General features: G+C 48.5%; 18 protein-coding genes. 17 read left to right on the top strand and 1 reads right to left on the bottom strand.

The window, feature by feature from the left end:
* Positions 1 to 2: 2 nt before the first annotated feature.
* Entirely contained in the window at positions 3 to 212 is a 210-nt protein-coding gene (locus tag EJE48_RS05790) for a helix-turn-helix domain-containing protein (RefSeq protein WP_124984375.1), read from the bottom strand.
* Between the two features lie 329 nt (positions 213 to 541).
* On the opposite strand from EJE48_RS05790, the gene EJE48_RS05795 reads away from it, so the two are divergent.
* From EJE48_RS05795 to EJE48_RS05875, 17 genes are all read left to right on the top strand, one after another.
* Entirely contained in the window at positions 542 to 736 is a 195-nt protein-coding gene (locus tag EJE48_RS05795) for a hypothetical protein (RefSeq protein ID WP_124984376.1), read from the top strand.
* Between the two features lie 239 nt (positions 737 to 975).
* Positions 976 to 1,494, top strand: a complete 519-nt coding sequence (locus tag EJE48_RS05800; RefSeq protein WP_124984377.1) for a sigma-70 family RNA polymerase sigma factor — start codon at positions 976 to 978, stop codon at positions 1,492 to 1,494.
* A 155-nt stretch (positions 1,495 to 1,649) separates the two neighbouring features.
* Positions 1,650 to 1,859, top strand: a complete 210-nt coding sequence (locus EJE48_RS05805) for a hypothetical protein (RefSeq protein ID WP_148095974.1) — start codon at positions 1,650 to 1,652, stop codon at positions 1,857 to 1,859.
* Positions 1,795 to 2,109, top strand: a complete 315-nt coding sequence (locus tag EJE48_RS05810) for a DNA ligase (RefSeq protein WP_124984379.1) — start codon at positions 1,795 to 1,797, stop codon at positions 2,107 to 2,109. Before EJE48_RS05805 ends, EJE48_RS05810 begins: the two co-directional genes overlap by 65 nt.
* 1 nt (position 2,110) lies before the next feature.
* Entirely contained in the window at positions 2,111 to 3,250 is a 1,140-nt protein-coding gene (locus EJE48_RS05815) for a DUF2800 domain-containing protein (protein ID WP_124984380.1), read from the top strand.
* Positions 3,243 to 3,815, top strand: a complete 573-nt coding sequence (locus EJE48_RS05820) for a DUF2815 family protein (RefSeq protein ID WP_124984381.1) — start codon at positions 3,243 to 3,245, stop codon at positions 3,813 to 3,815. The genes EJE48_RS05815 and EJE48_RS05820 overlap by 8 nt, the downstream gene beginning before the upstream one ends.
* 15 nt (positions 3,816 to 3,830) lie before the next feature.
* Complete coding sequence (locus EJE48_RS05825; protein ID WP_124984382.1) at positions 3,831 to 4,019, top strand: hypothetical protein; 189 nt, start codon at positions 3,831 to 3,833, stop codon at positions 4,017 to 4,019.
* Between the two features lie 67 nt (positions 4,020 to 4,086).
* A complete protein-coding gene (locus EJE48_RS05830) occupies positions 4,087 to 4,272 on the top strand; it encodes a hypothetical protein (protein WP_109771078.1) in 186 nt (61 codons plus the stop codon).
* 54 nt (positions 4,273 to 4,326) lie between these two features.
* On the top strand, positions 4,327 to 6,267 hold the full coding sequence (locus tag EJE48_RS05835; RefSeq protein WP_124984383.1) for a DNA polymerase: 1,941 nt from the start codon (positions 4,327 to 4,329) through the stop codon (positions 6,265 to 6,267).
* 150 nt (positions 6,268 to 6,417) lie between these two features.
* Positions 6,418 to 6,837, top strand: a complete 420-nt coding sequence (locus tag EJE48_RS05840; RefSeq protein WP_124984384.1) for a DUF7768 domain-containing protein — start codon at positions 6,418 to 6,420, stop codon at positions 6,835 to 6,837.
* A gap of 3 nt (positions 6,838 to 6,840) precedes the next feature.
* Positions 6,841 to 7,170, top strand: coding sequence for a hypothetical protein (locus EJE48_RS05845; RefSeq protein ID WP_124984385.1), 330 nt, complete (start codon positions 6,841 to 6,843; stop codon positions 7,168 to 7,170).
* Complete coding sequence (locus EJE48_RS05850; protein ID WP_124984386.1) at positions 7,170 to 9,443, top strand: phage/plasmid primase, P4 family; 2,274 nt, start codon at positions 7,170 to 7,172, stop codon at positions 9,441 to 9,443. Before EJE48_RS05845 ends, EJE48_RS05850 begins: the two co-directional genes overlap by 1 nt.
* Before the next feature lie 139 nt (positions 9,444 to 9,582).
* A complete protein-coding gene (locus EJE48_RS05855) occupies positions 9,583 to 9,864 on the top strand; it encodes a VRR-NUC domain-containing protein (RefSeq protein ID WP_074748517.1) in 282 nt (93 codons plus the stop codon).
* The gene (locus EJE48_RS05860; RefSeq protein ID WP_124984387.1) at positions 9,845 to 11,188 is read left to right on the top strand and encodes a DEAD/DEAH box helicase; all 1,344 of its coding nucleotides are present in this window, start codon (positions 9,845 to 9,847) and stop codon (positions 11,186 to 11,188) included. The genes EJE48_RS05855 and EJE48_RS05860 overlap by 20 nt, the downstream gene beginning before the upstream one ends.
* A gap of 222 nt (positions 11,189 to 11,410) precedes the next feature.
* Positions 11,411 to 11,692: a DUF1492 domain-containing protein gene (locus EJE48_RS12755; protein ID WP_330548479.1), complete on the top strand. Its 282-nt coding sequence runs from the start codon at positions 11,411 to 11,413 to the stop codon at positions 11,690 to 11,692.
* Between the two features lie 114 nt (positions 11,693 to 11,806).
* Positions 11,807 to 12,166 carry an HNH endonuclease gene (locus tag EJE48_RS05870; protein WP_124984389.1) on the top strand — a complete coding sequence of 120 codons (360 nt, stop codon included), beginning with the start codon at positions 11,807 to 11,809 and terminating at the stop codon, positions 12,164 to 12,166.
* Between the two features lie 111 nt (positions 12,167 to 12,277).
* Positions 12,278 to 12,832, top strand: coding sequence for a P27 family phage terminase small subunit (locus EJE48_RS05875; RefSeq protein ID WP_109771071.1), 555 nt, complete (start codon positions 12,278 to 12,280; stop codon positions 12,830 to 12,832).
* Position 12,833: the final 1 nt, after the last annotated feature.

Raw genomic sequence — 12,833 nt, forward strand, 5'->3', positions numbered from 1 at the left:
AATTATTTTTCTTCATTCACATAATCGACGATATCTCCGATGTTGCATTCCAACTCTGCGCAGATTCGTCCAAGAACATCCATGCTCACAGCTTCTCCTCTTCCCATTTTTGCCATTGTAGAAGATGTAATCTTTGTCTTAGCCATGAGGTCTTTTTTTAGCATGCCCTTATCTATCAATAGTTTCCATAGCTTGTTATAGCTGTAGCTCATGCTTTTTCCTCCTAACAGCACCTCTTTATGAGGTAATGTGTACCTGTAATTTAGAAACGATATTTTATTATATCACAGATTTGTGTATTTTTTAATCCCACCTACGACTTTTCCGCATTTGAACTTGGAGAAGTCGTAGGTGGGATTTTTTATTTGAGTCGTACAAGTCATCTACAAGTTTTCTACAAGTCCGCTCCATGTAATCCCAATTTGAAATCAGCGATAATAAAGACAGGCTGATAAATCCACCGGCCACGGATTTTCCAGTGAAGCCTGAATGACCCACCAGCACCTACTGGAAAGGGAGCTGTGAGGAAGGAGGCAAAAAAATGACAATCAACGAAAAAGACAGCTACATCATCAGCATTGAAGAATCAGCGTCTATCATAAGCTCCCAAGTTGGATCGGCTGTTGTCAACTCTGTTTTTCAAAGATACGGTGCTCATAGCATCGAGGAATTGAATCCCTGTGATCTACCTGACGTATTCAGCGAATTATACGCCATCGAAGCAGATCTAAAATAAAAATCATCTATAGTCCTGAGTATGACAAAAAACTGCTCACTACAATAACCGGCATCAACTGATCAATGATGGCTCAACCAGATATTGTAGGCAATTTAATATCTACAGCTGCCTTGTGAGCAGGCCGCTGCAATCCGAAACGGAGCAATTCCGTCAGGACTGCGGTTCTATCATTGCGCCTTTTGCAGCTGTACCAGAGTTCCTCCGTTTCGAGACATCGACAAACGGAGGAACTTATTATGTCAAAGAATGAAAATCGAAGCAAAGAAACCCATCGAATCTACATCCGCAGCCAGCGCCGCTGGCAGGAAGTACCCGAAGAAGTCTATCAGGAACATACCCGCTTCCATGACACCTACCGTCACAGAATGCAGGGCCGTGGCCTTTGCTGCTGTCCTCGTAATAAATGGTGGGTCTGCGATGCCGACTGTCTGACCTGCGAATACCGCAACGCTGACGTCATCGCTTCATTGGATGCGCCGATTGGCGAGGAAAATGATGACCTTGTTCTGATGGATACCATCGCTGACGAAAGCGTGGCCGTGTCTGAACTCGTTTCCGACCGTATCGTGTTGGAGCAGCTGTTCAAGCGTCTCGCTGACCTGATGCCAGAGGCTGAAAACATCGGCAAGCTGCGTATGCAGGGCCTTTCCGATGAAGCCATCGCCAAGGAAATCGGTATTCCTCGCACCACGTTCCTGTCCCGCATCAAGGCAGCAAAGAAGCTGCTGGCTCAGGAATACCCAGACTTCTTTTAATAGGTAGACAAGCACTCTGGCCGTTGGCAAAACCGGCGGTCAGAAATTTTTCAAAAAATTCTTCCTTCCCTTCGTCAAAAGCCATCGCTCATCTCCAAAAGGGAGTGTAAGGAGCAGAAAACAAGCTGCTCCACCACGAACAGGAGGTGAACGACATGACTCAGGCCCACAGCCGCGCCCTGGATACCGAAGCCGAGGCGATTGCTACTCTCACTGCAATCAGTCAAGTATCCGCAAGAATGGCGAAGAATCTCAGAATCATCGCCGCACACAGACAATCCGAGGAAGGAGGAACAGAAAATGTCAAAAATGAGCGATATGGCTATGACCATCGAAGAGCTGAGAAATGCTGCCGTTGCTATTAACGATGTAGCAAACTGGCTCGCACAGCAGTTTGGAGGAGCATCCGAAGCTACCGAAAAAGCAGAAGCCCCTGCTGCTCCTGCAAAAACTGCATTGACCCTTGAGGAAGTTCGAGCTGTTCTGGCTGATAAATCTCGTGCCGGGCATACAGCTGAAATTCGAGAGCTTCTTAAAAAGTACGGTGCAAGCAAGTTGTCACTCGTAGACCCGAAACATTATGAAGCCCTGCTTAGGGAAGTGGAGGTGCTCTAATATGCCACCTAAAGGACATGCAATCCTCTCCGCATCCTCTTCTGACCGCTGGCTCCACTGCCCACCGTCAGCAAGACTCTGCGAAACCTATGAGGATAAAGGCAGCAACTATGCTGCAGAAGGCACAGATGCCCACTCCCTTTGTGAGTACAAGCTCCGCAAGGCTCTCGGAATGGAATCTACAGACCCTACCGAGAATCTCGACTGGTACAACGCTGAGATGGAGGATTGTGCCACCGGCTATGCCAGCTTCATCATGGAGCTTTTGGAAGAGACCAAACAGACCTGCTCCGACCCTGTTGTTCTGATTGAACAGCGAGTGGACTTCTCTCGCTGGGTGGAACAAGGCTTCGGAACCTCGGATGCCATTCTCATCAGCGACGGTACCATGCACGTGATTGACTATAAACACGGTCTTGGAATTCTCGTATCCGCTGAGAACAATTCGCAGATGAAGTGCTACGCCCTTGGCGCACTGGAACTCTTCGATGACATCTACGACATCGATACGGTTAGTATGACCATCTACCAGCCTAGACGTCAGAACGTTTCCACCTACGAGGTCAGCAAGGATGACTTGTATCAGTGGGCCGATGAAGTTCTGAAGCCTACCGCAGACCTTGCCTTTGCCGGGGACGGAAACTTCCTGTGTGGTGAATGGTGCGGATTCTGTAAAGCAAAGCATGAATGCCGAGCCAGAGTTGAAGCCAATCTTCTACTCGCACAGCACGATTTCAAGCTGCCGCCACTGCTCACGGATTCGGAAATTGAAGTCATCCTCTCCCGTATCGACGAGCTGGTCTCTTGGGCAGGTGACATCAAGGAGTATGCACTCCAACAGGCAATCAGCGGTAAAGAATGGACCGGCTGGAAACTGGTCGAGGGTCGCTCCAACCGCAGATATACCAGTGAAGACGCCGTGTCGAACGCTGTCGAAGCTGCTGGTTTTGACCCTTACGAAAAGAAACTGCTTGGTATCACAGCCATGCAAAAGCTGCTCGGTAAGTCTCGCTTCGAGGAGCTCCTTGCAGCCTATATCGAAAAGCCACAAGGCAAACCCACTCTTGTGCCGGAGAGCGATAAGCGCCCGGCAATGAATACAGCAAAAAATGATTTTATGGAGGAATACGACAATGAGTAAGAATGTAAAAATGACAAATCCCATGAAGGTTATCACTGGTCCTAACACACGCTGGAGCTACGCCAACGTCTGGGAACCAAAATCCATCAACGGCGGCACTCCGAAGTACAGTGTCAGCCTGATTATCCCGAAGTCTGACACCAAGACTGTCGCTAAGATTGAAGCGGCTATCGAAGCAGCCTACCGTGAAGGCGAATCCAAGCTCAAGGGCAACGGCAAGTCCGTACCGGCGCTTTCCGTACTTAAGACTCCTCTTCGTGACGGAGACCTTGAGAGACCGGATGACCCCGCATACGCTGGCAGCTACTTTGTAAATGCCAACGCCACTTCTGCTCCGGGCATCGTGGATGCAGACCGCAATCCTATCCTCACTCGTTCTGAGGTTTACTCCGGAGTCTACGGTCGTGCCAGCATCAGCTTCTATGCTTTCAACAGCTCTGGTAATAAGGGCATCGCCTGCGGCCTTAACAATCTGCAAAAGATTCGTGATGGCGAGCCTCTTGGTGGTAAGGCATCTGCTGAATCCGACTTCGCAACTGATGACGATGATGATTTCCTTGATTAATGGAGGTGACAAACTATGGAGGCAATCATGATTAGTACGATTCTTGTAAACATCTGTATCGGCTGCTTCGCTTGTGTGGGACTTGCTACTGCGGTCTCTATCATTCAAAGCATCATCAATAACCACAAGCGTGAAAAGCGTGAACAGGAAAAGGACAAGCGTGACCTCGAATACCATGAGAAGCGCATGAAGGACTTTAAGTAATCTATCAACCCGATGGCGGTGACCCTCACTGCCGCCATCGATATTTTTCGACAAAAGGAGACCATCTATGAATGAATTTGTAGAAACATTGAATCTCTTTATTGGCAATGTCATCGCCTATACCTTTTTGGTAGCGGTATATGGTTTCATCATCTACAACGTAGGGAAAGTCATTCTCTACCTTATCCGCTATGCGGTATACCATATCCGCCGTGACATCAATAAATACAAATCCAATAAAGATAAACAGTAACACGGCAGGCGGCAGGGATTTCTCTGCTGCCTGTTTTGTAGAAAGGACAACCTCATGAAAACACTCAGTATTGATATCGAGACCTACAGCGATGTACCTCTTCAGAAGACCGGTGTCTATCGTTATGTAGAGTCTCCCAATTTTGAAATCTTACTCTTTGCCTACAGTGTAGACAGCCAGCCCGTTCAGGTTATCGACCTTGCCTGTGGTGAACAGATTCCAAAAGAAATCCTTCTTGCCTTGGAGGATGAAACTGTCATCAAATGGGCCTTCAATGCCACCTTTGAACATATCTGCCTCTCTCGCTTCTTAGGTTATCCGACTGGAGAATATCTGGAACCGGAAAGCTGGCGTTGCTCCATGATATGGGCCGCCACGATGGGACTCCCACTCTCCTTGGAAGGTGTCGGCGCTGTTCTGGGTCTGGAAAAGCAGAAGCTCTCAGAAGGAAAAGACCTCATCAAATACTTCTGCCAGCCTTGTGCTCCCACGAAAACCAATGGGCAGCGTACAAGGAATCGCCCCTTCCATGCTCCGAACAAATGGGCCATGTTCAAAAAATATAATATCCGTGATGTGGAGACCGAAATGGGCATCCAGCAGAGGCTTGCAAAGTTTCCGGTACCAGCTCAGGTGTGGGATGAATACCACATGGACCAAGAAATCAACGACCGTGGTGTACGTTTGGACATGGAGCTTGTTGCTGCTGCCATCGAAATGGATACTCGCTCCAGAACGGAATTAACTGAATCCATGAAGGAAATTACAGAGCTTGAGAATCCTAACTCCGTCCAGCAGATGAAGGCTTGGCTTTCTGACAATGGTTTGGAAACAGATACCCTTGGCAAGAAGGCTGTAGCAGAGCTCCTAAAGTCTGCTCCTCCGAAGCTCTCGCAGGTTCTCACCTTAAGGCAGCAGCTGGCCAAGTCATCTGTCCGCAAATATCAGGCGATGGAAAAAACCGTTTGCGCTGATGGTCGTGCCCGTGGCATGTTCCAGTTTTATGGTGCCAATCGAACCGGCAGATTCTCCGGTCGCAATATCCAGCTGCAGAACCTACCGCAAAACCATCTTTCGGACCTTGCAGAGGCTCGCTCTCTGGTGCACTCCGGTAACTTTGAAGCTGTGGAGCTTCTCTACGAAGATGTGCCGGATACACTTTCCCAGCTCATCCGTACAGCTTTCATTCCAAGAGAAGGAACGCAATTTCTGGTAGCGGACTTTTCTGCTATCGAAGCCCGTGTCATCGCATGGTTTGCCGGTGAGAAGTGGCGTCAAGAGGTCTTTGCCAAAGGCGGAGATATCTACTGTGCCTCTGCCAGCCAGATGTTCAAGGTCCCTGTTGAAAAGCATGGCATCAATGGCCACCTCAGACAAAAAGGCAAAATCGCTGAACTTGCCCTCGGCTACGGAGGTTCGGTCGGGGCCTTAAAAGCTATGGGCGCACTGGATATGGGGCTCACTGAAGAGGAACTCCCACCACTGGTCGATGCATGGAGGCAGTCCAACCCAAACATCGTCAAATTCTGGTGGGATGTGGACCGAGCTGTCATGGAAGCCGTAAAGTTCAAGCACACCACGTCCGACTATGGTCTGACCTTCTCCTGCAGGAGTGGCATGCTCTTTATTACTCTCCCATCGGGAAGAAAGCTGGCGTATGTGAAACCGAAGATTGGAACGAATAAGTTCGGTGGTCAGTGCATCACCTATGAAGGTGTCGGCGCCGCTAAGAAATGGGAGCGTCTCGATTCCTATGGCCCGAAATTTGTCGAGAACATCGTGCAGGCAACGGCCCGTGATATTCTCTGCTATGCCATGCAGACACTCCGCTGCTGCTCCATTGTCATGCACATTCACGATGAAGTGGTCATTGAAGCGGACCATCGCATGTCCTTGGATGCAGTCTGTGAACAAATGGGGCGTACTCCACCTTGGGCCAAGGGACTACTTTTAAGAGCTGATGGCTATGCGACACCTTTTTATAAAAAAGATTAGATTTTTTCGGCCAAACGGCAAACTCATCTCCATTTAGTAGTGGAGATAGAAAATTTCATTTCTGTTTTTCGTCAAAATGGGACGTTCATCTCCAGTGGATATTAGAGATGGGCGTCCTTTTTATGTCCATCCGGAAAGGAGGAACCTGACGTGTCAATCAGCAAATACAACAGCGAAGGCTATCCTGACCCTACTGCTTACAGTGCACTTTCTTCTATCGAAAGTGAGACCCGTGCACTGCGTGCTTTCAGACCAATCGTATATATCTGCTCTCCCTTTTCCGGAGACATCGAAAAGAACGTAGCTGCCGCCAGAGCCTACAGCCGCTTTGCAGTGGAACAAGGATATATCCCCATCGCACCACACCTGCTGTTTCCACAGTTTTTGAATGATAGCGACCAGAAGGAGCGTGAACTCGGTCTTTTCTTCGGAAATGCCATCATGAGCAAGTGTTCTGAGGTCTGGGTCTTTGGAAGTCATATCTCTTCCGGCATGGAAGCAGAAATCAAACGAGCCAAGCGGAAGAATTACCGCCTGCGCTATTTCACTGAGAATCTTGAGGAGGTTTAACACATGTACGAAGTAAAAGAAAATTCAAGAATATTAAAAGACGGAACCGAAATCACGACCTATAGCAGAGATGTCGTCAGCTGCAACATTTTAGAAGTCGAGGCAGGAACCACCGGCTATCGTGGTGGCGATACCGGTCATGGTGGCCGCACCTATTTCCGTATTCAGGATGCAGCCTGCACGGACATGGAAATTCATAGCTATACCACTCGCTGCGGCAGTAACGGTTTTGAAGTCTGCCTCGGTGGTGACTGTGAGCTGGAGACCATGATTCGAGCTTTGAAATTTATCACCAAGGTTCTGGAAGACGAATCCAAGGAGGTGTATGACTAATGTTCACCATTTATTCTGCGGACGTTACCGGCAATCCCGGTAACTGCTCCTATCCGCATAAGCATGTCATTTTAGATGAGGACAGTCTGAAAGCTGCCATCTGCCACGACTATGTCTGCGCCGAATATAAAAACAGCTACCGCAACGGCGATAACTTCATCGGCAGCGACTGCCTTCCTGTGGATTGCGATAACGACCACTCCGAGAATCCGGATGACTGGGTCACCCCTGACGATATCATGCAAGCCTTTCCGGATGTCAGCTTTGCTATCCACTATAGCCGCTACAACAATCGTGAGAAAAACGGTAAAGCAGCAAGGCCGAAGTTCCATGTCCTGTTTCCAATCGAATATGTATCGGACGCCTCTCTTTACAGCGATATGAAGAAGCTGGTCAATTCTATCTTCCCGTATTTCGATACACAGGCACTGGATGCCGCACGATTCTTCTTTGGAACGACCACTGCAGATGTTGCCCTTTATCCGGGCCGCATGAATCTAACTGAGTTCTTGGATGAGGACCTGTTCGATGAAGATTTACCGGACGGTCAATACGACGGCGCTACTATTCCTGAAGGAAGCCGCAATGCCACCATGTCCCGTTTTGCCGGTCGTGTCATCAAAAAATACGGAGACAGCGACAAGGCTTATCAGGCATTCATTGAAGAATCAGCAAAATGCGTACCTCCACTGGAGGCATCCGAGCTTGCTACCATCTGGCACAGTGCCCAACGCTTTTATGCAAGACTCTCCCAGCAGGACGGCTACATTGCACCGGAAGTATATAACGACCCTTCCTGTTACAAACCGGGAGACTTCTCCGATGTTGGACAGGCTGAGGTGTTAGCAAAATACTTCTCTGGCGAGCTCCGCTATTCTCCAGCCACCCACTTCATCCGATACTCTGACCATTACTGGCAGGAATCCGAACCGGGTGCGCAGGCTGTGGCTCACGAGCTTACCAGAAGGCAGCTGAAGGAAGCTGGTAACGATATGCTCGAAGCACTCGATAAGTTAAAGAACTCCGGCGCACAGTCTCTGCTTGACTCCATGTCTAAAAACAAAGCAGAACAGCTGATGAACGAAAATCAGATGGAAGCCTATCAGGAATTTCTGGCTGCAAAGGCATACCAGCAGTTTGCTGTAAAGCGCAGAGACTCCAAGAACATTACTTCTACTCTTAAGGAGTCTCGTCCAATGCTGGAAATCTCGACTCGTGACCTTGATGCCGACTGCTTCGCCATGTGTACGCCAGAAGCAACCTATGACCTGCGTAAAGGAATGGCCGGTGCCAGAGAGCATTCGCCGGAGGACTTTATCACCAAGATTACCAGCGTTTCACCAAACCAGAAAGGCATGCAGATTTGGCTGGACTGCCTTGACCTCATCTTTCAGGGCAATCAGGAACTCATCGATTACGTTCAGATGATTTGTGGTCTGGCCGCCATCGGCAAGGTTTACGTGGAGGCACTTATCATCGCCTACGGTGATGGACGCAATGGTAAGTCCACCTTCTGGAATGCTATCTCCAGAGTACTTGGTCTTTACTCCGGTAACATTTCTGCAGATACACTCACTGTTGGATGCCGTAGAAACATCAAACCAGAAATGGCTGAGGTCAAGGGTAAAAGGCTCCTCATTGCTGCCGAAATGCAGGAAGGTGCTCGTCTGAATGATTCTACCGTCAAACAGCTCTGCTCCACCGATGATGTCTTTGCAGAGAAGAAATACAAGGACCCGTTCTCCTTCAAGCCCTGCCACACGCTGGTGCTTTACACCAACCATCTGCCTCGTGTCTCTGCATCCGATGATGGCATCTGGAGACGATTGATTGTCATCCCGTTCAATGCAAAGATTACCGGCAGCAGCGATATCAAGAATTATAGCGAGTACCTTTACGACAACGCAGGTGGCAGCATTTTAGCTTGGATACTCGAAGGCTCCAAAAAAGTCATCGAAAGCGACTACCAGATTCCCGTGCCGGAATGCGTGCAGAAAGCCATTGATGAATACCGCAGTCAGAACGATTGGTTCGGTCATTTTCTCACCGATAAGTGTGAGGTCGACCCATCCTATAAAGAAAGTTCATCTTCTCTTTATCAGGCATACCGTAATTATTCTTTGGACTATAACGAATACGTGCGCAGTACAGCTGACTTCTATTTTGCTCTGGAAAAGGCAGGTTTTGAGCGAATTACTGTGAGCAGAAAGCGTTTCTTTAAGGGATTGCGTTTGCGCGAGGACACTGGCGCAGATGAGGATTTTATGAATTAAGGCCATTTATGACAAGGTGTATCAATGTGTTATATAAAACTTTTCTTAGTCCTATAAAAATATCAATAAGAAAAAGTATGGAAAATACCATTGATACACCTTGCACATCTTCAAATTAACGCCCTGATGGAGGACAAGTATGTTAGAAAAAACGATAGAAAAGAAATTGACAACCGCAGTAAAAAAGGCTGGTGGTATCGCACCGAAGTTCGTGTCTCCCTCTTTCGCAGGGATGCCTGACCGCCTTATCTTATTACCTGATGGAAAGTTTGCCTTTGCAGAATTAAAGGCGCCGGGAGAATCCCCACGTCCATTGCAAAAAGCACGTCACAGGCTCCTTCGCTCTCTGGGCTTTCGTGTGTATGTGATTGATAGCATCGAGCAGATTGGAGGGATGATTGATGAACTTCGAACCTCATGATTATCAGGCCTACGCCATCGATTATATTGAGACACATCCCATAGCTGCAGTGCTACTCGATATGGGTCTTGGAAAAACGGTCATCTCCCTGACTGCCATCGCTGACCTTCTGTTTGATAGCTTCGAGGCTCATCGCATTTTGGTGGTCGCCCCACTTCGCGTCGCAAGAGATACATGGCCAGCGGAAATTGAAAAATGGCAGCATTTAAAATTTCTGACTTATGCAGTCTGTGTTGGAACACCCAAGGAGCGAAAAGCAGCTTTGATGGCAGGCGCTGACATCACCATCATCAATCGTGAAAACCTCGGATGGCTCATTGAGTCCAGCGGCTTTCCGTTTGATTACGATATGGTGGTAATCGATGAACTCTCTTCCTTCAAAAATCATAATTCCAAAAGGTTCAAGTCTCTGCTGAAGGTAAGACCAGGCGTTAAGAGAATCATTGGATTAACCGGTACACCAAGCAGTAACGGCCTCATGGATTTATGGGCTGAGTTCCGACTGCTGGATTTAGGAAAACGTCTCGGACGCTTCATTACCGAGTACCGAAACAACTACTTCGTGCCGGACAAGAGGAATGGTCAGATTATCTATTCCTATAAGCCGCAACCCTATGCAGAGGAACGCATCTACGGCCAGATTTCTGATATCACTATCTCCATGAAATCAACAGACCACCTGAAGATGCCAGAACTCATCTCCTCCGAATACGAGGTCCATTTATCCGATGATGAAGTGACCCGATACGAGGAATTGAAGCAGGAGCTGGTGTTGGAGCTCCCTGATGGAGAAATCACTGCCGCCAATGCTGCTTCTCTCACCGGAAAGCTATCCCAGCTTGCCAACGGAGCTATTTATTCGGATACCGGTGACACCATCGAGTTCCATGATAGAAAACTGGATGCTCTGGAAGATATCATCGAATCTGCAAACGGCAAACCGGTCCTTGTGGCTTACTGGTTTAAGCACGACCTCTCCCGTATCAAGAAACGCTTCGATGTGAGAGAAATAAAATCCAGTAAGGACATCACCGACTGGAATGCCGGAAAGATACCGATCGCAGTCATCCACCCGGCCTCTGCCGGTCATGGACTCAACCTACAGGCTGGTGGTTCCACTCTCATCTGGTTCGGGCTGACATGGTCACTGGAATTATATCAGCAGACCAACGCCCGTCTCTGGAGACAGGGCCAGACTTCCGGAACCGTGGTGATAGAACACATCATCACAAAAGGAACCATCGATGAGCGCATCTTAAAGGCTCTCTCCAAAAAGGAACTGACCCAGAATGCCCTTATCGATGCGGTAAAAGCAAACCTATGACAATCTTCGACAAAATACGACAATTCGTGCCAATCCGAGGGAAATCTATTTTTTCGGAGGTACCAATCAATGACTGCAAAAGAATACTTATCTCAAGCACGCTACTTGGATAATAGAATCAAAAGCAAACTGTTACAGATAGATTCCTTAAATGAATTAGCTACCCGTTGCACACCGTCCTACTTCGATATGCCAAAGAGCCCTAACCGTGAAGGCTCTCGAATGGAATCCGCCATTCTTGACATCATCGAGCTGGAGGATGAAATCAGCAAAGACGTCGTGGAGCTGGTGGCGTTAAAGAAGGAAATCGTAGAGGTTATCAAACAGGTCGGCAATACCGAATACCAGACCCTATTGGAGGAACGCTACCTCTGCTTTATCACATGGGAACAGATTGCTGTTGATATGGGATATGAGCTTCGTTACATTCACAAACTTCATGGAAAGGCCCTGGAAGAAGTAAAAGTTCCGGCTTCCTATGAAGGTGGACATGAAATGACATAGAAAGACACTAAGCTCTTCTGATATTATTATACTAGCGAAAGTGAGAATCGCAGAAAGCCTTGTGGGACGAGTCCTGCAGGGCTTTTCTTATACCCAAACGGAAGGAGGAATACGATGCCAAGAAAACCAAAACGTCCCTGCTCCTACCCCGGATGCCCTAATCTGACAGACGGACGCTTCTGTCCGGAGCATGAAAAGAAGGAAGCCAAACGCTACGAGAAGTACGACCGAGACCCAAATACCAAACGTCGCTACGGACGTGCATGGAAACGTATCCGTGACAGCTATGCTGCTGCCCACCCTCTTTGTGAGAGGTGCCTTGAGAATGGTGTCTACACACCAACCGAGCAGATACACCATGTGAAGCCCCTCTCCCAAGGCGGCACGCATGATAGAGAGAACTTGATGGCTCTTTGCAAATCCTGCCATGCCAAGATTCATGCGGAACACGGCGACCGTTGGCACAACCGGTAGGGGCGGTCCACTTCTCTACGGTGAAGTCACCGGGGAACGGGCGTGGGGTCTCACGCACAAAGTCGCAATTTCAAACGGGGTATATAGGCCCCTGAACTGGAGGTGTAAAAAATGGCTAAGGACGGTACCAACCGTGGCGGCGCTCGTATCGGCGCTGGAGCCAAGAAAAAGCCATTAGCTGAAAGAATCGCTGAGGGAAATCCGGGCAAACGTGAGTTGACTGTCATCGACTTTACAGACAGCACCGTCGATTTAGAAGGTCAGCCGATGCCCAAACCATCCAAGATGTTATCTGCTAAGCAAAAGAACGGCAAAAAGCTCGTTGCTGCAGATGTCTACAAGAAAACATGGAACTGGCTGCATGAACGTGGCTGCGCTGCTCTCGTCTCTCCGGAGCTTTTGGAGCGCTACGCCATGAGTGTTGCTCGTTGGATTCAATGTGAGGAAGCTATCACAGAGTTTGGATTCCTTGCAAAACATCCGACGACCGGCAATGCTATCCAGTCTCCCTATGTGGCCATGAGTCAGAACTTCATGAGCCAGACCAATCGTCTCTGGATGGAGATATACCAAATTGTAAAAGAGAATTGTGCCACCGAATATAATGGCGCTACTCCACAGGATGATGTGATGGAGCGCCTCCTACTGGCACGGAAAGGAAATTAAC

The sequence above is a fragment of the Anaerotignum faecicola genome (assembly GCF_003865035.1).
GTDB classification, from domain to species: Bacteria; Bacillota; Clostridia; order Lachnospirales; family Anaerotignaceae; genus Anaerotignum_A; species Anaerotignum_A faecicola.